This is a genomic window from Mesorhizobium sp. WSM1386 (genome assembly GCF_055901595.1).
This window is the reverse complement of the sequence record NZ_CM148373.1, coordinates 3,252,718-3,273,142: the sequence shown is the minus strand read 5'-3', so window position 1 is coordinate 3,273,142 and position 20,425 is coordinate 3,252,718. Positions and strand designations below refer to the sequence as shown.

The 20,425-nt window shown below is 63.6% G+C and carries 13 protein-coding genes; 3 read left to right on the top strand and 10 right to left on the bottom strand.

The window, feature by feature from the left end; all coding sequences use genetic code 11:
* Positions 1–88 precede the first annotated feature (88 nt).
* On the top strand, positions 89–865 hold the full coding sequence (locus AC0NIH_RS16070; RefSeq protein WP_473469215.1) for a VOC family protein: 777 nt from the start codon (positions 89–91) through the stop codon (positions 863–865).
* Between the two features lie 125 nt (positions 866–990).
* Here the strand turns inward: AC0NIH_RS16070 and AC0NIH_RS16065 are convergent, their stop codons facing one another.
* Entirely contained in the window at positions 991–1,479 is a 489-nt protein-coding gene (locus AC0NIH_RS16065) for a hypothetical protein (RefSeq protein ID WP_473469213.1), read from the bottom strand.
* Between the two features lie 199 nt (positions 1,480–1,678).
* Between AC0NIH_RS16065 and AC0NIH_RS16060 the strand changes: the two genes are divergently transcribed.
* Complete coding sequence (locus tag AC0NIH_RS16060; RefSeq protein ID WP_473469211.1) at positions 1,679–2,071, top strand: DoxX family protein; 393 nt, start codon at positions 1,679–1,681, stop codon at positions 2,069–2,071.
* A 21-nt stretch (positions 2,072–2,092) separates the two neighbouring features.
* Here AC0NIH_RS16060 and AC0NIH_RS16055 read toward each other — a convergent pair whose 3' ends face one another.
* Positions 2,093–4,519 (bottom strand): GcvT family protein, encoded by a 2,427-nt coding sequence (locus tag AC0NIH_RS16055; RefSeq protein WP_473469208.1) that lies wholly within the window; start codon positions 4,517–4,519, stop codon positions 2,093–2,095.
* Between the two features lie 78 nt (positions 4,520–4,597).
* On the bottom strand, positions 4,598–6,136 hold the full coding sequence (locus AC0NIH_RS16050; RefSeq protein ID WP_473469206.1) for a trimethylamine methyltransferase family protein: 1,539 nt from the start codon (positions 6,134–6,136) through the stop codon (positions 4,598–4,600).
* A 216-nt stretch (positions 6,137–6,352) separates the two neighbouring features.
* Here AC0NIH_RS16050 and AC0NIH_RS16045 point away from each other — a divergent pair, with 216 nt between their 5' ends.
* Positions 6,353–6,943 carry a transglycosylase SLT domain-containing protein gene (locus AC0NIH_RS16045; RefSeq protein WP_023765198.1) on the top strand — a complete coding sequence of 197 codons (591 nt, stop codon included), beginning with the start codon at positions 6,353–6,355 and terminating at the stop codon, positions 6,941–6,943.
* Positions 6,944–7,031: 88 nt separating this feature from the next.
* Here AC0NIH_RS16045 and AC0NIH_RS16040 read toward each other — a convergent pair whose 3' ends face one another.
* From AC0NIH_RS16040 to AC0NIH_RS16010, 7 genes are all read right to left on the bottom strand, one after another.
* Positions 7,032–7,469, bottom strand: coding sequence for a TA system VapC family ribonuclease toxin (locus AC0NIH_RS16040; RefSeq protein ID WP_473469204.1), 438 nt, complete (start codon positions 7,467–7,469; stop codon positions 7,032–7,034).
* Complete coding sequence (locus tag AC0NIH_RS16035) at positions 7,466–7,693, bottom strand: hypothetical protein (protein WP_023765200.1); 228 nt, start codon at positions 7,691–7,693, stop codon at positions 7,466–7,468. The genes AC0NIH_RS16040 and AC0NIH_RS16035 overlap by 4 nt, the downstream gene beginning before the upstream one ends.
* Before the next feature lie 154 nt (positions 7,694–7,847).
* The gene (locus tag AC0NIH_RS16030) at positions 7,848–10,052 is read right to left on the bottom strand and encodes a dipeptide ABC transporter ATP-binding protein (RefSeq protein WP_473469202.1); all 2,205 of its coding nucleotides are present in this window, start codon (positions 10,050–10,052) and stop codon (positions 7,848–7,850) included.
* Between the two features lie 50 nt (positions 10,053–10,102).
* Positions 10,103–11,260 (bottom strand): ABC transporter permease, encoded by a 1,158-nt coding sequence (locus AC0NIH_RS16025; RefSeq protein WP_023765202.1) that lies wholly within the window; start codon positions 11,258–11,260, stop codon positions 10,103–10,105.
* A gap of 12 nt (positions 11,261–11,272) precedes the next feature.
* Positions 11,273–12,307 (bottom strand): ABC transporter permease, encoded by a 1,035-nt coding sequence (locus AC0NIH_RS16020; protein ID WP_013894591.1) that lies wholly within the window; start codon positions 12,305–12,307, stop codon positions 11,273–11,275.
* Positions 12,308–12,456: 149 nt separating this feature from the next.
* Entirely contained in the window at positions 12,457–14,115 is a 1,659-nt protein-coding gene (locus tag AC0NIH_RS16015) for an ABC transporter substrate-binding protein (RefSeq protein WP_352714917.1), read from the bottom strand.
* 253 nt (positions 14,116–14,368) lie between these two features.
* Positions 14,369–20,425 (bottom strand): translocation/assembly module TamB domain-containing protein, encoded by a 6,057-nt coding sequence (locus tag AC0NIH_RS16010; RefSeq protein WP_473469199.1) that lies wholly within the window; start codon positions 20,423–20,425, stop codon positions 14,369–14,371.

Below are 20,425 nucleotides of genomic sequence, written 5' to 3'. Positions count from 1 at the left end.
GTTGTTCGGGCGGGTGTCGGATTTCCGTCGTGAAGATCGTCCTAGGATGGATCGGACGACGATCGACGCAAAGGTGAGGAGACCCGAAATGCCAAAATCCCCGATGCCCTTCTTCTGGTACGAGTTGATGACATCAGACCTCGATGCAGCCGAGGCCTTCTACACCAAGGTTGTCGGCTGGACGGCGCAGCCCTTCGACGCGGCTCCCGGCATGCCGCGCTACATCGTCATGAATGTCGGTGAGCGTGGCGTCGGCGGCCTGATGACGCTGCCCGAGGATGCGGCCAAGATGGGCATGCCGCCGGCCTGGCTCGGCTATATTCATACAACGGATGTCGATGCCTCCACGGCATCGCTGGAGAAAGCAGGCGGCTCCGTTCATCGCCAGCCCGACGACATTCCAGGCGTTGGCCGCTTTGCCGTCGTTGCCGACCCGCAGGGCGCGACCTTCATGTTCCTGCAGCCGAACGGCCCCGACCAGCCTGTCGTGCCGGCCAGCACGCCGGGCCATATCGGCTGGCACGAGCTCTACACCAGCGACTGGAAGGCGGCGTTCGATTTTTATTCCGACCAGTTCGGCTGGGCCAATGCCGGCGACTTCGACATGGGTCCGATGGGTACCTACCAGACCTTCACGGCCGGCCCCGAATCCGGCGGCGGTATCATGAACAAGCCGCAGCAGATCCCGGTGCCGGTCTGGCAGTTCTATTTCAACGTCACCGGCATCGACGCGGCGGCCAAACGCGTCACCGACAATGGCGGCAAGATCCTGATGGGGCCGATGGAGGTCCCCGGCGGCAGCTGGATCGTGCAATGCCAGGATCCGCAAGGCGCGCATTTCGCACTGATGGCGCCGGTACGGTAAGCGCTGCATACGGAAACTTGCCAACTTCTGAAGGCTAGCACCCCCTTGTTGCCCCCTCTGTCCTGCAGGACAGAGGGGGCACTGTCCCGCAGACTCCTGCTATTGTTGAACGACCTTTCGTAAGGTCACTCCGGCGTCAGCACCGCAACCTTCAACTCAGCCTTTTTCGCTCCGCTGAACTGCACGGTGGCCGGACCGGGCGTAAGCTTGAAGCGCACGCTCTTGCGGATGGCGGGGCAGGTTTTCACGCCACTATAGCCAGCCGATTTGATGGCGTGGCCGTCCTGAATGACATCGACCCAGGCCTCGCCCGACAGGCTTATCTGTATGACCCCGTCCGGCGGCACCTCCACGCTGGCGACAGCGCCGAACGTGCCTTGTGCCGGGGCACGTTCGGGCGGCAGCGTAAAGCCGGCCTTCTCGACCGGCACCAGCCCCAGGTCCGCCGCGGCACCGACCGCCAGGGGCGCGCCTGAGGGTATCGCAGGTGGCGCGGCAAACAGCGCCTGTTCCCGCGTCACCGGCCATTTGAAGGCCTCGCAGCCGGCGTCCTCGGCCATGGCGAAGCTGGTTCCTGCAAGGAGAGCGAAGAGGCTGACGACGACTTTTTCCATGGCAAAGGGAACCCTCATTTTTACACTGTTCACGCTAATACAACCATGGCGATAGGAATGCAACCCTTGCGGGAACAATATGAAGGATCAAACTGGGGAACATTACCAGTCACCCATTGTTGATGGCGTGCCACGGGAAGTGAATGGTTCATCGCCGGCTGATAATCTATGGCCGGGCGGACTGAAAAATGGAGTCATCATGAAGCTTTTCGAAAGCCTCTCCAGATACCAGCGGCAGGCGCTCGGCGTGTTGCGCATCATGACCGCCCTGCAGTTCATCGAGCATGGCAGCCAGAAACTGTTCAACTTCCCAGTCAGCGCCGATCCCCACGCCCTCTCCGGGCTGTCCACGACCGCCGCCATCCTCGAATTCGCCGGCGGCATCCTGCTGGCACTCGGCCTATTCACTCGGCCCGTTGCCTTCCTCCTGGCCGGCGAGATGGCGATCGCCTATTTCATGGCGCACATGCCGCGCGATTTCTTCCCGGTCAACAATGGCGGCGATGCGGCGATCTCCTTCTGCTTCATCTTCCTCTATCTGTTCTTTGCCGGCCCCGGCGCGTTCGCGTTGGACAATCGCCGCAACGCTTGATGCGCGACAAGGGGGTGGATTTCACCCCCGCATCCGCTCGAAATTCGCATCGAACAGCGGCGTGGCCTGCATGCGCGCAGCGTGGCGCTTGCCCAACAGCTCGATCTCGAAGCCGTCACTCTCCTCGGCGATCTCCTTCGGCACATAGCCGACGGCGACCGACTTTTTCGAGTGATGCGCATAGCCGCCCGACGTCACCCAGCCGCGCACGGCACCGCCGAACCAGATCGGCTCGTCGCCGATGACGTCGGCGTCGTCGGCATCGACGATGAAGGCGCGCAGCCGCAACTTGCCGCCTTGCTTGCGCTCGGCCAGCGCCGCCGCCTTGCCGATGAAGTCCGCCTCCTTGCCGTAGGCGACGAAGCGGTCGAGCCCGGCTTCCAGCGGTCCGTAGATCGGCCGGTATTCGCGCCCCCATGAGCCGTAATTCTTCTCCAGCCGCAAGGCGTTCAGCGCCCGCGAGCCGAACAGGCCGATATCGAATTCCTCGCCGGCCGCCATCAACGCGTTGAATGCGGCACGCTGGTATTCCGGCGCCACCCAGATCTCGTAGCCGAGATCGCCGGTGTAGCTGACGCGGCCGACCAGGCACGGCGCCATGCCGATATCCATTTTTGCGACGGCCATGAACGGAAACGCCGTGTTGGACACGTCGGCGCGGCTGACCTTGGCCAGCACATCCCTCGCCTTCGGCCCGGCAATCGCAAGGCCGGTGAGTTTCGCTCCCTGCGCCTCGATGCGAACCGAACCATCCCCGGGCAGATGCGCCTCGAACCATCGCATGTGATACTGCTCGGCAATGCCGGAGCCGGCAAGGAACCAGCCATCGCCGCCCAGATTGGCCAGCGTGAAATCGCCGATCAGCCTGCCGTCTTGCTTCAGCATCGGCGCCAGCGTCATGCGGCCGGGTTTGGGCAGTTTGCAGGCAAGCATGCGGTCGAGCCATGCGGCCGCCCCCTCGCCGGTCACCGTGTATTTGGCGAAGCTCGAAATCTCCGACAGTCCAACGCCGTCGCGAACCGCGGCGACTTCGCCGGCAACATGGGTAAAGTCGCTGGAACGCCGCCAGGAGAACTCGTCCTTGACGCCTTCAGGCGCATACCACAGCGGCACCTCCAGCCCGTAGGCAACGCCAAACTGCGCGCCCTTGGCCGACAGAAGGTCGTAGACCGGCGTCGTCTTCAGCGGCCGCCCGGCCGGCAATTCCTCATTGGGGAAGCGGATCGAGAAGCGCCTGGAATAGTTTTCGCGCACCTTGGCGTTGGTGTAGGCCATCGTCGCCCAGTCGCCGTAGCGCGCGACATCCATCGCCCAGATGTCGGCGCCGGGATCGCCCTCGATCATCCAGTTCGACAGCGCCAGGCCGACACCGCCGCCTTGGGAGAAGCCCGCCATGACACCGCAGGCAACCCAGAAACCGGGCAGGCCGCGCACCGGCCCGACCAGCGGGTTGCCGTCCGGCGCGAAGGTGAAGGGGCCATTGATGATCTGCTTGATACCGGTGTTCTGGAAGGCCGGGAAATGCCGGAAGCCGACTTCCAGCGACGGCGCGATGCGATCGATATCCGGTTCCAGCAACTCGTGGCCGAAGTTCCACGGCGTCTGGTATTCGGACCAAGGCTTGTTGGCCTTCTCGTAGGTGCCCATCAGCATGCCGCCGCGCTCCTGGCGCAGGTAGAGCTCTCCGTCGAAATCCACTGCATGGATGATTTCGGTGCCGGTTTTCTGGTTCCATGCGGCGACCTCCGGCATGTCCTCGGTGATCAGGTACATGTGCTCCATGGCCAGTACCGGCAGCTCCAGCCCGACCATACGGCCGACCTCGCGCGCCCACAGGCCACCGGCATTGACGACATGCTCGGTCACCACCTCGCCCTTGTTGGTGATGACGCGCCACATCCCGTCGGGCCGCCGCACGATGTCCTCGACCTTGGTGAAGCGCTCGACCTCGGCGCCCAGCTTGCGCGCCGCCTTGGCATAGGCGTGGGTGACGCCCGAGGGGTCGAGGTGGCCATCCTCCTTGTTGCGGACGGCGCCGACGAACTGCTTTGGGTCGAGCAGCGGCATCAGTTCGGCCGCCTCTTTAGGCGAGATTTCCTCGAGATCGATGCCGAGATAGCGGCCCTTGGCAACGACACCGCGCAGCCAGTCGAGCCGCGCCTCGGTCGCCGCCAGAAGCACACCGCCGGTCAGGTGCACGCCGGTCGCCTGGCCGGAAAGCTCCTCGATCTCCTTGTAGAGGTTGATCGTGTATTTCTGCAGCTTGGCGACGTTGGGATCGCCATTGATGGTGTGCATGCCGCCCGCCGCATGCCAGGTCGAGCCCGAAGTCAGTTCGTCGCGCTCAAGCAGCACCACATCGGTCCAGCCGTGGCGGGCAAGATGGAACAACATCGAGCAGCCGACGACGCCACCGCCAATGACCACGACCTTTGCATGCGATTTCATGGGTTTTCTCGTAATTTCAATGGATTGAAGAGACAAAGTGAATCGAAAAGGCAGCGCCGCGCGCCGATGTTGACAAAATCACGGTTCGCCCTGCCCGATCGCTTCCTTGCGCCTGGCCACATAGGCCTCCAGCGCCTCGCGCACGGCGATATCCATCGCCGGCTCGACATAATCTTCCAGCGCCTTCTTCCACAGCCGCGTCGCACGCGCGGTGGCGTCGAGCCCGCCGGCCTCCTGCCAGGCTTCGAAATTCTGCCAGTTGGATAGCATCGGCTGGTAGAAGGCCGTCGCATAGCGCTCCAGCGTATGCGGCTCGCCGAAGAAATGGCCGCCGGTCGGCACCGCGCCCAGCGCCTTGATGGCAAGCTCGGCCTCGTCGACCACGATCGGGCGCAGGAACTCCATCATGTGCTGGATCATCTCGACATCGATGATGAACTTTTCGAACGACGCCGTCAGCCCGCCCTCCTGCCAGCCAGCGGCGTGGTAGACGAGATTGCCGTGGCCGAGGACCGCGCCCCACAGCGCCATCAGCGTCTCGTAGGCGCCTTGCGCGTCGGCGGCGTTTGAGGCCGAGCCCGGTGTTGTGCGGTATGGCAGCCCATAGCGCCGCGCCAACTGTCCCGAGGCGATGTTGGCCTTGGTGTTCTCCGGCGTGCCGAAGGCCGGCGCACCCGACTTCATGTCGACATTGGAGGTGAAGGCGCCATACATGACCGGTGCGCCGGGACGCACGAGCTGAGTCAGGACGACACCGAACAGCGCCTCGGCATTCTGCTGCGCCAGCGCGCCGGCCAGCGTCACCGGGCTCATCGCCCCCATCAGCGTGAACGGCGTCACCGCCACCGACTGGCCGAACTCGGCCATCGTCATCAGCCCCTCAGCCATCATCTCGTCGAAGCGTCGCGGTGAGTTGACCGAGATGATGGTGGCGATGCCCGGGTCGTCAGCCATCTGGTCCAGCGTCAGCCCGCGCGCGATTGCCATCATCTCTATGCCGTCCAGCGCCCTGCCCCGGCCGATCGCCGAGACATGGAAACTCTTGTCGGTCAGGGTCAGATTGGTGAAATAAGTGTCGAGATGACGCGAATTCGCCGGCAGCTCGACCGGCGCGCAGACCTGGTTGCCGAGCATGTGGACACAGTTGAAATGCTGCGCCAGCCGTGTGAGATCCGCATAGTCGCGCAGATTGCCCGCCCGGCGGCCACGCTCCATGTCATGCACATTGGGCGGCCCCGCGACGAGTGTGAAATTGATGGTATTGCCGCCGAGATGAATGGCATTGGTCGGGTTGCGCGGTGTCAGCGTGTAGCTGGATCTCGTCGTCCTCAGCGCTTCGTCGACCATGCCGCGATCGATGCGGACATTGGCCGAGGCGTGGTCGACCCTGGCGCCGGCTTTCTCGAAAAGCGCCAGCGCCCGCGGGCTCATCACCTCGATGCCGAAATTCTCCAGTATATGCATCGAGGCCTGATAGATCGCCTCGATCTGGTCTGGAGACAGCAAGGCCATAGGCGGATAGGGATTAACGACGCGCCTGAGCGGCAACTGTGGAATGGGCGCCGGCCCCCGGTTGCTAGTGCGCTCGGCGCCGCGTTTGCGTCTTGGTTCGTTCATGCCGGCATCAAAGCCTCGGCAAACCGGCCAAGCTGTCAGAAATACGCCGTTTGCGGGCGTGATTTTAGCCAAGGCGGCATTGCTGCAATAGGAATTTAGAAAAAGCGACAGAACAAGTCGGATTTTCAATATGGCATTTTCCGAAGCGCTCGCGCCGATGAGGCGTTAACGGACACAGCAAGATTCCCTTTATGATTTCGGCCTATTGATCTGCCGATGGGCAGGTCGAGTTTTAGTAAAATTGTAGCGATTGGCGTGCTGCTGGCGCTTTCGGCCTGCGCGACGGCGCCCAGCCGCATCAACAATGTCTGCGCCGTCTTCGACCAGAATGACGGGTGGTTCGACAATTGGCAGTCGGCGGCCGAGCGCACGCAGCAGAAATACGGCGTACCCGTGCCCGTGCTGATGGCGACGGTGCGCAAGGAATCCGGCTTCAAGAGCAACGCCCGGCCGCCACGCACCAAGCTTCTCGGCTTCATCCCGTGGAAGCACGTCTCGTCCGCCACCGGCTTCTCCCAGGCGCTGGACGGCACCTGGTCGCAATATCAGAACGAAACCGGCAACTGGGCGGCACGGCGGACGAAATTCGCCGACGCCGTCGATTTCGTCGGCTGGTACCATTCCAAGACCGCCGACACGTTCGGCGTCGCGCGCAACGACACCTACAATCTCTATCTCGCCTATTATCTCGGCTGGACCGCCTATGGCCGCGGCAACCGTGGCGACGCCGGCGTCCAGGGCTATGCCCGGGCCACGGAGAAAATGGCCCGCGATTACGCCGTTCAGTTGCAGCAATGCGGCAATTGACTTTGCCGGGGCATTTCACGGCCAAGTGAAATCAGCTGCCGCTACGGAAAAGCGAGATTGCCCTGGGGTCGCGATAGACCTCAGCGATTCATTCGCTCGGGATCAGATGGAGGATCGTATTGCCTCCCTTTACCGCCGCCGTCGACAGCTTTCGATCAAAGGTCGCCAATTTGCCGCCGCGCGCCTTGGCCAGCCCCAGCAGATAACTGTCTGTTACTTGTGCCGAGGTTAGGATCCTGGATGCATCAATGTCGCTGAAGCTGACGAGGCTGATGTTGTCCGCCCAGAACTGATGTCCTGCAAGGGCATGCAACTTGCCCACAATCTGCGCAACGACAGCGGGCGAACCCGGAGAATTGGGGTATTTCGGGTTGCTCAAAATCCTGATGACACCATTTTCGGTAATGGGACATGTAGCCCATGACAAATGCCCTGTGGATTGGAACCACCGATGGGCATCTTCATGCGCGACATGAGCCGGATCGATCAAGGCAATCAAGACATTGACGTCGAACAGGAAGGTCACGGCAGTTCGTCGCGAAGCGCATTGACCATTTCGAGATCGACTATCGGGCCGTCGGACCGCGACGAAAGTAACGGGATACCGTTGCGTTCGCCGCCAGCCTGCGGCCTGCGCAGCGAGTGGCGAGCCAGATCGGAAATGACCTCGCCAATGCTGCGATCCTGCTGCCGCGCCATGGCCTTGGCTGCAAGGAGGACATCGTCATCGATTGCAAGCGTCGTTCTCACAATACGTCTCCTTGCCGCGCATCAAACATCACGCATCACATAAGGCAGTGGACGGAGATATTCAAGGGAACGTCGCCTGTCGTCCCTTGACACATATGAGATGTGACGAAGCTGCGGAGCAATGCACCAGCAAGCGATATTGCCCCTGTGCTGGTCAGCTCGGCTTCTTGCCGCGCGGACGCTTCGGCGGCGTGCCGGCAAATCCTGGACCCTCGCCATGCGGCGCGTCGTCCGGAACGCCTTCGTGGGCGGCATGTTCCTTGTCGAACTTGATCACCGGCTCCATCGTCGCAAGCACATCGTCGGAAAGCCAGCATAGGCTCATATGGCCATCGCCCAGATGCTTGACCGGCGGTACCTTGGTCTCGCACAGATTGTCCGGCACCAGCTTCTTGTAGCCGCAGCGTGTCTGGAACGGGCAGCCGGATGGCGGGTTCATCGCCGACGGGATGTCGCCTTCGAGTACGATGTGCTTCTTGATCACACTTGTGTCGGCGATCGGGATCGCCGACAGCAGCGCCTCGGTATAGGGATGGTAAGGCGGCGCGAAGATCTGGTCGGTCGTGCCTTGCTCGACGATATAGCCCAGATACATGACGACGACGCGGTCGGCGATGTAGCGCACCACGGAAAGATCGTGGCTGATGAACAGCATCGTGGTCTTGTTCTTGCGCTGAATGTCCATCAAGAGTTCGGTCACCGCCGCCTGCACCGACACGTCGAGCGCCGACACCGGCTCGTCCGCCACCACCACCTTGGCATCGCCGGCAAAGGCACGCGCCACGCCGATGCGCTGCTTCTGGCCGCCCGAAAGCTGGCGCGGCTTGCGCGTCTCGAAGGCACGCGGCAGCTTCACCAGGTCGAGCAGTTCCAGCATGCGCTTGCGCCGGTCGGCGACCGTCTTGCCGACATTGAATTTCTCGAGCGTGCGGATGATCTGCGAACCGACCGAATGGCTGGGGTTCAGCGTATCGAATGGGTTCTGGAACACCATCTGGATCGAGGACACGGTGTCGACGCTGCGGCTCTCGATGCCGGTCGACTGGATTTCCTTGTTGCCCAGCGTCACGCTGCCGGAACTCGCCGTCTCCAGCCCGAGCAGCACCTTGGCCAGCGTCGACTTTCCGCAGCCGGACTCGCCGACGATGGCGACGGTCTCGGACTCGCGCGCCATGAACGAGATCGTCTCGTTGGCCTTGACGACACGGCCCTCGCTCGAGCCGAACACCTCGCTGCCGCCGACCTTGTAGTATTTCCTGAGATCCTCGATCTTGAGCACCGGCGCGCCGGGCACGACGCGCTCGTTGACCTTCTTGGCGCCGGGCGGCAGGGCTTCCCAGTCGATTTCGTTGAAGCGCACGCAGCGCGAGAAATGGCCTTCGTGGCCCGCGACCTCGACCATCGGGATTTCGGCCGCGTTGCAGACGCCCTCGACGAAATGGTGGCAGCGCGGGCCGAAATTGCAGCCCTTCGGCCGCTCATGCGGCAGCGGCAATTGTCCCGGGATCGAGATCAGCGGCCGCGAATTCTTGTCCGCACCCGGCAGCGGGATCGAGCGGAACAGCCCTTGCGTATAGGGATGGCGCATCCGGTCGAACACATCCTTGATCTTGCCGGTCTCAACCGCCTCGCCCGAATACATCACCGTGATGCGGTCGCAGGTTTCCAGGATCAGGCCAAGATTGTGCGACACGAAGATCATCGAGGTGCCGAACTTCTCGCCCAGCCCCTTGACCAGATCGACGATGCCCGCTTCCACCGTCACGTCGAGCGCCGTGGTCGGCTCGTCGAGCAAAAGCAGCGCCGGCTTCGACAGCAGCGCCATGGCGATGACGATGCGCTGCTGCTGGCCGCCTGAGAGCTGGTGCGGATAGGAGCGCATCATGCGCTCGGGATCGGGAAGCTTGACCGAGCGCACCATTTCCAGCGCGCGCTTATAGGCCTCTTCCTTCGACACCTTGTCGTGGATCAGCGGCACTTCCATCAGCTGCTGGCCGACCTTCATTGCCGGATTGAGGCTCGCCATCGGCTCCTGGTAGATCATGGCGATCTTGTTGCCGCGGATGGCGCGCAGCTCCTCGTCGGAGAGCTCGCCCATGTCCTTGCCCTGGAACTTGATCTTGCCGCCGACGATCTTCCCGATGTTGGAGAGGTCGCGCATGATGCCGAGCGACACGGTCGACTTGCCGCAGCCGGATTCACCGACGATGCCCATCGCCTCGCCGGGCATGACCGTGCAGGAAAAATCCATGACGGCCGGTATCTCGCCCTTGCGGGTGAAGAAGGAGATCGACAGGTTCTCGATCTCGATGATCGGCCCGTTGGTCGGATTAGCCGGATTTCGAACTGCCTCGTTCATGGGTCGCTCCAATCCTAGTTCTTAGCCAAGTGGGATCTGGGATCCCACCGTCAATCCTTCATCGATTGCTCACGCAGGGAATCGGCGAGCAGGTTGAGCCCCAGCACGAAGCTCATCAGCGCGATCGTCGGCGGCAGCGCCGGATGGATAAAGGAGCGCAGCAGCCGGCTGGCATCCTTGATCGCCGTGCCCCAGTCCGGGCTCTCGGGTGCAAGACCGAGGCCAAAATACCCCAGCGTGCCGAGCAGGATCGTGGTGTAGCCGATGCGCAGGCAGGCATCGACGATCAATGGTCCGCGCGCATTGGGCAGGATTTCCCACAGCATGATGTACCAGGGCGATTCACCGCGCGTCTGCGCCGCCGCCACATAGTCGCGCGTCTTGATGTCCATCACCAGGCCGCGCACGATGCGGAACACGCCGGGACTGGAGGCGAACACCACGGCCACGAATATGTTGAGCTGGTTGGGATCGATATGGACGATCTTCAGCGGATCCCGGTCGAAGACAAGGCCGAGATAGATCCAGCCGCCTATGATGAGCGTCAGCCCGAGCAGGATGTAGATCCGGTCCGGCCGGTTCTTGTAGCGTGTCCAGAACAGCACGCTGAAAAAGATGATCGGAAACAGGAAGAAGACGCCGGCCAGCGCATAGGGGATCGGCGTGTCCATGATACCCGGCGTCACCAGCAGGTAGAACAGCAGGATCACCGGGAAAGCCAGCACGAGGTTGGCCAGGAACGACAGGATGGAATCGATCTTGCCGCCGTAATAGCCGGCCGGCAGCCCGAGCGTGATGCCGACCATCAGCGCGAACCCGGTCGCCGCGGGTGCGATGATCAGCACGATCTGGCTGCCATAGACCATGCGCGAGAACACGTCGCGCGCCAGCTTGTCGCCGCCGAACAGATAGACGAGACCTGACTGCGGTTCGATGGCGCCGGGCAAAGTGTCCTTCATGATCGGGATTTGGCCGAGCGGATCGAAGGGCGAGATGGTCGAGGCGAAGATCGCCGTGAACAGCCAGAACAAGCAGATGAAGACGCCCGCGATGCCGACGCCGCTATCGAACAGCTGGCCGTAAAGGGCCAGCTTCTTCTTGTAGAGGAAGCTCGCCCCCATGACGATGACGAGCGCGACCCAGACCGGCCAGAAGCGCCAGAGCACTTCGAGGATGATGGTGGAGGCGCCGATATATTGAGCTTGCATTGCGCCTTCTCCCTACTGAACCCGGATGCGCGGATTGAGGAACGCGTAGCCGACATCGGAAATGAGCTGCGTGATCAGGACGATGAACACCGAGACCAGCGAACAGCCGAGCAAAAGGTCGATGTCGTTGTTGCCGGCGGCCTCGACCAGCGTGTAGCCGAAGCCCTGGTAGCGGAACATCACCTCGACGATGACGACGCCGGTGAGCAGCCAGGGAAACTGCAGCATGATGACGGTGAAGGGCGCGATCAGCGCGTTGCGCAGCGCATGCTTGACCACCACGTTGCCGAACGACAGGCCCTTGAGCCGGGCGGTGCGGATATATTGCTGCGTCATCACCTCGACCATGGAGGCGCGCGTCATGCGCGCGATGTAGCCGATGCCGTAGATCGCCAGCGTGATCACCGGCAGCGTGAAATTATAGAAGGTGATGCCCTGGCTCGCCGATGCCGCCGAACCGTTCAGCCAGCCGAGCCACGAGGCGAAGATGACGGTGAAGATGACGCCCGACACATATTCAGGCGTTGCCGTCGAGGCGATCGAGGCGACCGAAAGCACCCGATCGGTGCGCGAACCCTCGCGCATGCCGGCGAGAATCCCGATCAGCAGCGAGACCGGCACCATCACGACCAGCACCCAGAACATCAGGATGCCGGTGGCCCCGAGCGCCGGAAACAGCTTGGCCGCGACCGTGGTCTTGAATTTGGTCGAACAGCCGAAATCGCCCTCGATCACGCCCGAGAATGTCGGCACGGCGGGGTCGTTGCAGAAGGAGAAACGCTGCGTCGTCTTGCCGGTCGCCGGGTCCGTGATCGGCTGCTTGGGCAGCACGCCCAGCCACTGGCCATAGCGGACGAAGAAGTTCTGGCGATAACCGTGATTGACCAGCCAGCTTTCGAGTTGCTCGGCCGATGTGTGCATTTCGGTCTGGCTGATCGCCAGCTTCTTCAGATTGGGTTCGAGATTGACGAGGAAGAAGACGACCAGCGTCAGGCACAGCATCGTGAGCAGAATCGTACCGACGCGTCTGATTATGAATGAGAACATTGTGCCCCCCTGCCGGCCGGGTTGGGGTCAGATATGGTCAACCCTGTTTCGAAAACCTTGCAACGTCACGCCGCCGCTGCACGAATGCAACGGCGGCGATCCCGCGAATGCGAGGGGCGGTGCGCCCTTCGCATTCGTCAAGCTGTGGGTCACGCCTGATCGAGCCAGACCTTGCCGAAATCGTGCTCGTAGGTGGGGTGCATCGAGTGGTTCTTCACCTCGGGCTTGATGTTGATGTAGAGCTTGCGCCAGTAAGGCTGGATGATGATGCCGGATTCCTGCAGCATCGTCTCGATTTCCTTCATCACCACCTTGCGCTTCTCTGCATCGGCGATCCCGAGCGCCTCGTTGACCTTCTTGTCGAAGTCCGGATTGGCGTAGGCCGTCTCGTTCCAGGCTTCGCCCGAGCGGTAGGCGATGGCGATGACCTGGATGCCAAGCGGACGCATGTTCCAGTTGGTTTCCGAGAACGGATACTTCGTCCAGTCGTTCCAGAAGGTCGAGCTCGGCAGCACGGTGCGCTTCACCTTGATGCCGGCCTCGCGCAGCTGGGCCGCGATCGCGTCCGTGGTGTTCTTGTGGTAGTCCTCGTCGTTGCTGATCAGCTCGTGCTCGAAATCGATCACGCCAGCTTCGGTCAGCATCTGCTTGGCCTTGGCCATGTCGCGCGGAATCTTGGGCAGCTCGACGTATTCCGGATGGATCGGTGCGACATGGTGGTTTTCCGCCGGCGTGCCGGCATTGCCGTAGCCTAGCTGGAGCACCACCGAATTGTCGACGGCCAGGCACATCGCCTGACGCACCTTCTGGTCGCCGTAGGGCTTGGCATTGACGTTGAAGCGCGAGACCACGGTCGCCGCGGTCACCACTTCCGAAGCCGGCGCGCCGACGTCCGAGATAATCTTGACGTAGTCGGCGGTCGTCTCATGGTTGGTCTGCACTTCGCCCGACTCGAACGCCGAAACCGTAGCAGCCGGATCCGTGCCGTAGTCGATGAACTCGACACCATCGAGGAAGGCCTCGCCCTGCCACCACTTGCCGGTCGTGCGGCGCTTGTAGACGACCTTCTGGCCGACATCGTAGGAAACGAGTTCGAACGGGCCGGTGCCGATCGGGCAGTTCTTGAAGTTCGCGCCCTTCTCGTCGAAGGTCTTGTGCACGATGAGGCCGGGATAATCGCACAGGTTCGGGATGATGGCGATATCGGGCTTGGTCAGCTTGAGCTTGACCGTCATGTCGTCGACCTTGACGACCGAACCTTCGCGCAGCTTCTTGGTCGTGTCGTCGACGAGACTGCCAAGGCGTCCCGGCATCGAGTTGCCTTCCGCCGACTTGTCGGCCCAGCGGGTGAAGTTGTAGATCACGTCGTCGGCGGTGAACTTGTCGCCGTTGTTCCACTCGACACCAGGCCGCACATGCAGCGTGTATTCGGTGGCGTCGTCATTGATATCCCAGCTCGCCAGCAGATACGGCGCGAAGGTGTATTCCTTCGTGTATTTCACCAGCGGCTCGAGCGCCTGGCGTTCCGCGTTGGAAATCTCAGACCAGTCGGCGGTGCGCGGATCCTTGGGATCCTTGACCGACATGGCGACTTTCAGCACGCCGCCCTTCTTGCCCTGCACGTCCTCGGCCTTGGCCGAGGTCGGAGCGGCAAGGCCGAGCAGGCCGTAAGCCATGGCCGTCGACGCGCCGAAGACGCTGGCAAGCGCCAGGAATTCGCGGCGATCCACCGTTCCTGCCTTGGCTTCTTTGGCCATGGCCAGGATGTGATCCGGAACGCTGTCGCCATTACTCTTATAGATTGTCATGACTAACTCCCATTGTTGGCTTTCCGCCGATTAACATTCCGCATCCAGGCCATGATGTCAAAGACGGCTTGGATTGGGAACATGTTAGCGAATGTGCAACTTTGAAAAGAGAGCGGTACGCGCGATAGCGACAGTCTTGACGCAAAATTGCTAGTGCGCCCAGATTCCGCCAAAATCTCTTCGGGCGATTAGACTGAGACATTTGCCTCGCTTCTGACAGCGCCAGTCCTGGCCACGGTGAAGGGCCAGACCGTCAGTATTCCTTCTCATAGAAGATGCCGCCCTTGGCTTCGCCGGCGTCCGTCGCCTCGCCGCGCAATTTGACGCCGCGACCGACATTGAGGTCGATGGTCGCCTTGCCCGAACCTGGCTTGTCGCCCTTCTGGATCGTCACATAGGTGCGGTCGTTCAGGTACTTGCCTGCGGAGACAGCGGTGCCGCCCTTGTCGTCGGTGGTGACGTCGAGATCATCGACGCCAATGGCGCTGCGCAGGTTTTCAAGCAATGACGTCGAGCCGCCGACGCCGGCCAGTTGCCCCGCCGCTTCAGCCAGCTGCGCGATCTGCAGCGGCGACAGGTTCGACATCGAGCGACCGAAGATCAGTTGCGCCAGCACCTCGTCCTCGGGCAGCGCCGGCACCGAGGAGAAGGTGAATTTCGGATTGGTCGCCTCGCCCGACACCACGATGGTGACGGTTGCGCCGGTCGTGGTCGTTGTCGCGGTCAGGTTGAGATAGGGCACCAGCGAGCCGGAAAAGCCGACCGTGCCTTCGGTGAAGGTCAGTCGCTTGCCGAGTATCGAAAGCCGCCCGCGCTGCAGGGTGAAGGTGCCGATCGCTTGCGGCGACGAGGCCGGGCCGGTGAGCTTGAGCGAGCCGCCGAGTTCGGCATCGACGCCCCTGCCCTGGATGAAGATCTGGTTTGGCGCGCTGACGGTGACGTCCAGCGCGAGGCCGCTGCCGCCGCTCTTGCCGCTGGTCGTCGCCGGGCGCAGCGCCTTGTCCTGCGCCCGCACCGCACCGGGGGCGTTCTTGTGCTTGACATCGAGCGCTGCGAGCGAGCCCGGCAATTTATCCGGAACCGTGATGACGGTCTTGGCGAGGTTGACGGTGCCGGCGATCGCCGGAGCGGAAACGAGCGGCCCCTTGATCGTCAGGTCGCCGCCCAGATTGGCGGTCACCACGCGCCCGTCCGTGTAGCGGCCGTCGGTGAGTTTGATCGACAGGTCGGCCGGAAAGCCCTGCGCCGGATTGATGCCGACCGTGCCGCTGGCCGAAAGGCTGCCACGCGTCGACAGCGTTCCGGTCAGCCGGTTGATCCTGGCGAGGCCGCCGCCGATCGAGATGTCGGCCGCGATATCGTTGACGGCAAGGCCCGAGCGCGCATCGACCAGCCGCGCGCCGGAGGTGCTGACGCTGCCACTGATGACAGGCGATGTCGCCGGGCCGCGCACCTGGACTTTGACGTTGGCGGTTCCCGTCAGCGACAGGCCTTGCGCGGCAAGCTTCTGGCTGAGGATGCCGAACGGCACGCCGCCATTGAAATCGAGCGCCAGCGCCGGCGTGCCCGCCGTCGTCACCGTGCCGCCACCCTTGAGGCCAAGCCCGGCGCCGTCGCTGACATTGGCATTGAAGGTCAGCTTGTTGCCGGCAAAGGTGCCGGACGATGAAACGCTCACCGCACCAACACCCGCGCCGCGGGTCTGCGACGTCTGCACGCCGGCCGCGTCGATGTTGAAGGCGACAGCCGGGCTGGCTGGGGCACCGGTCACCTTGACCGTGCCCGAAATCGACCCGGCGGCATCGAGCCCGGGCGAGAAACTGTTGGCGAGCGACATCGGCACCCGCGCCAGCGCCGCGTTGATGTCGAGCGCTTGCCCAACCTTGCCGGTCACCGTTGCCGTGCCGCCGCCGAGGTTGAGCACCAGCCGGTCCAGCGTCGTCGTGCCATTGGCGATACTGACCGTCGAGGCCTGGGCGATGGCTGCCTTGATGCCCTGCACGGTCGCCTGGCCGGAAGCGAGTTCGATGGTCGTCGTGCCATTCGCCACTTTCACCCGGCCGGCGGCCTTGGCCGGAATGCCCTTCACCGTGGCCCCGCCGGAAAAGCCGGTCCAGTCGCCGTCGCGCTTCAAATCGACATCGATGCCGCTGATGACGGTGCCGCCCGAGGTGACGGTGTCAGCGCGAATCTTGCCCGAGATCACCGGAGCGGCGAGATAGTTGGCGATCAGCGCATCGATGGAAACGGCTTTCGCCTGGAGATCGCCGCGCGTGATCGAGGCGGTCGTCGCCTTGACGGCGACCTGGGGCGCTGCGCCGTTCTTCGAGAAGGCGATGGTGCCCTGCACATCGCCTTCCGCCTTTTCCAGCGCGAGTGCGGCGAGCGGGCCGATATCGGGCAGGTCGAGCGAGATGGTGCCTTCAGGCACGAACTTGTCGTCCAGCGCCAGATCGCCTGAAATCCTGTTCTTGCCCAGCGACAGGAGCAGGCGGTTGATGGCGCTCTTGCCGTCCGCCGTCGCCAGCACCGCACTGCCTTGCAGGGCCTGACCCGCGACATTGCCGGTCAACTGCACGTTCGCCGCCGGATTGGCGGCATCCGCCTTGCCGGTGGCCGTGAGCCTCAGCCCAGTGATCTCGCGCGCCGCCACCGACAGCCTGTCGCTATCGACGGTCAGTGACAGGTCGGGTGCGGTGGCCGGCCCCTGGGCGCTCAGCCCGAAGGCGATGGCGCCCCTGGCATCCTTCGACAGCAGCGAGATGTCGCTCAGCGCGCCCTTGATGTCGGCCGCCACCCTGTTGTCGGCAAGGCTCGCCTGCCCGCCGGCGGTGAGCGCGCCAGAGGTCAGCTTCAACGCATCGATGTTTATACTGCCGTTGGGGTCGCGTTTCAGCGTGGCGCTGATTTGCGCACGTTCGCCAAGCATGCCGCGCGCCGCAGCGGGCAAGGCCGATGACGGGGCGTCCGCATTCAGCTTGAGGTCGACGGCGCCGTCACGCAGCGATACCTGGCCGGCGACCTGGCTGTTGAGTGCATCGCTCTCGAGCGAACCGCTGTCGATGGCGACGGCATCCGATGTCAGCCGGGCACTGAGGGCGGCCGTGATCTTGCCGGCGATCAGCGGTGCGATCATGGGATTGTCGAGCCCGACCTTGTCCGCCGACACCGTGCCGGAAACCGGTCCGGCGCGGTTCTTGAGATCGAAAGCGTCCGAGTGCAGCGCCAGCACAAGACCGTCCACCTTCGCCGGGCTGGTGGCGATCGAAGGGACGATCGCGGACACGTCGAGGCGGGCTTTCGTGCTTTCCCCCGCAACTTTCGCCGACAAGGACCGGATCTCGATCCTGACCGGGCTTTCGGTGCTGCCGACTGTCAGCGGCAGGCTGGGGCCGGATGAAGTGAGATCAAGCGCAAAATCGCTGGCGCCGTTGGGATTGATGGTGCCGGAGGCCGTGCCGGAAATCTTGTCGCCGGAAAGCGTGGCATGATCGAGGGCGACGCCGTCGGCCATGGTGTAGGCGCCCGCTGCATCGACAGCGAGCGGTCCGAGCCCGGCCTGGCGGGTCTGGCTGGTCTCGACGCCGGCAAGCTGCGCGTCGAAGTGGACCTCTGGAGCAGCCGGCGTTCCGGTCACCTGCGCTGTACCGCCGAGCGTACCCACGGCATCGAGCCCGGGCGCAAAATCATTGGCAAGGGCGGCAGGCAGCGCGGAGAATTGCGTTGTGAGATCGAGAGTCTGGCCGGCGCTGCCCGACAGCGTCACCGAGCCGCCGCCGATATCGAGCGCCAGTCTTTCGATGCTGGCCGTGCCATTGGCGATGGTCAGCGCCGAGGCCTGGGCGATGGCCGCCTTGATGCCACGCACCGTGGCCTCGCCCGAGGCGACCTCGACGGTCGTGGTACCCTCGGCGATCTTGACCCGTCCTGCCGCGGTCGCCGGGATGCCTGCTATCGTCGCGCCGCCGGTGAAATTGGTCCAGTCGCCGTCACGCTTCAGGTCGACGCCGATGCCGCTGATTTCGGTGGCTCCCGAAGTCACCACCTCGGCCTTTATAGTACCCGAGATCGCCGGCGCCTTGAGGTAGTTGGCGACCAGCGCGTTGACGGTGATCGCCTTGGCCGTCACCTCGCCTCGCGCGATCGACGTGCTCTTCGCGTCGATCGCGACGGACGGCCCGTCGCCCGCCTTGGCGAGGTTGATGGTGCCGTTGATGTCGCCGGTTACCGCTTGCCCGGCGAGTGCCGCCAGTTGGTCGATTGCCGGCGCGGCGAGCGTCAGCGTGCCCAGGGGCATGAACTTGTCATCCAGCGCCAGGTCGCCCGAGACCTTGTTGTCGCCCAGCGAAACCAGGAAGCCGTTGATCGAACGCTTGCCCTCGCTCGTCATCAGTGACGCCTTGACGTCGAGCGGCTGGTCGTTGACGGCACCGGTCAGCGAGATATCGGCGGAGGGGTTTGCTATGTCGGCTTTGCCGCTCGCCGTCAGCTTGATCGTCTTCACCGTGCGGCCCGAGGCGGTCAGGCTGTCGCTGTCGGCGGAGACGGTGAAATCCGGCGCGGTCAGGGCGCCACTTGCCGACAGCGCGAAACCAACGCCGCCAGCGACCGGAACGCCGACCGTCGGCGACAGCACCGAAACGTCGCCCAGTTTGCCCTTGATATCGGCCTGGATGTCGGTGCCTTGCATGCTGGCGGTGCCGCTGGCGCTGAGCGAACCGGACGTGAGCGAGATCGAATTGGCGGCGAACGCCCCTTGCGGATCGCGCGTCGCGGCGGCCGAGAACTTCACGCGTCCACCGAGCACCGAGGCGATCTGGGGCGGGAAAGCTGTCGCCACCGCATCGGCATTCATCTTGAGCTGCATCGACAGATCGGCGAGCGCCACCGTGGCCGTCAGCGACGCGTTGACCGCATCGGAGCGCAATGTGCCCTGATCGATGGCGATGGCGTCCTTGCTGACCGACCCGGCCAGGTCGACATTGACCTTCCCGGTGATCAACGGCGCCAAGGTCGCGACGTCGGTTTTCAAGCCGCCCGCCTCCAGCCTGACCGTGACCGGCCCGGCGCGGTTCTGGATGTCGAAACCGTCGGAATGTACCTGCGCCGCCAGATCGTCCAGCCGCGTGCCGCCGACGACGATCGAAACGAAGGAGGCGCCGATGTCGACGATCGGCGCCTTGCCGTCGCCAAACGCCCTGGCGGTGGCATTCTTGATCGCCAGTGTAATCGGTTGCGCCTTGCTGCCGACGCTGATCACCACGGGCGGCCCCTTGGCGGCGAGTTCGACGGCGAGATCGCTGGCGCCGGCGGGATCGACGATGCCGGTCGCCGTGCCGTGCACGGCGTCGCTCTCGACATTGGCCCGGTCGACACTGAGACCGCCGGCCGAAGTGGCGGTGCCCGCCACGTCGAAGCTGGTCTTGCCGGCAAATAGCGGCTTCAGGTTTTCCGGCAGGAAGGAAGCGAAGTCACCGTCACCCTTGGCTTCGAGGTGGTGGCCCTTGTCGGTCAGCTGATGGCGGCCGGTGAGTTGGGTGACGATCTGATGATCGACGAGGAAGGTGCCGACACCGCTCCAGTTGGCCAGCGGCCCCGTGCCCGAAACGACGATATCGACCGGCGGCGCATCCGGCAGGTTGAGCAGATTGGCGATGATGCCGCCGGCCGGCTCCGATGCCTTGAGGTCGAGGTCGAGCTTGTTGTCGGCCGGAGCGAAATGGACTTTGGCATCGACATTGCCTTGCTTGCCGTCATGGCGGGTGACGTTGAGCACCGTGTCGACCGCCAGCGGCGCGGCATCGGCCTTGACCGACCCCTTGGCCGCAAGCTCGGCGATGCCGCTGCCGGCCAGTTGCTCGCCGAGCGCGATTTCCGGCAGGTCGATCTGCTTGATGTCGATGGACACCGGCAGCGTCGTCGTGCCGCTCGGCGCCGGCTGTTGTTGCGTGCCGGCCACCGGCAGGCGCGCCAGTTCGATGCGCTCGGCCGCGATGCGCTCGGCGCTGAAGCTTTTCGACAAAAGCGCCGTCGGCGACCAGTCGACGGCCACCTTGCGCGCCACCAGCCAGGCGCCGTTGCGGTCTTCCAGCACGACATGGTCGACGCTGAGACTGCCCGACCAGATGCCGTCGATGCCGCTGACGGTGACCTTGCGCTCGTCGCTCGAGGCGAGCCGCGAGATGATGCCGGCGAGATTGTCGCGGCCGCGCTCGGTCTTGGTCAGCACGACGAGCGCACCGATTGCGCCCGCGACCACGATCAGCAGCGTGTAGAGGACAATGCGAAGGATGCGCCAGACCGTCTTCAT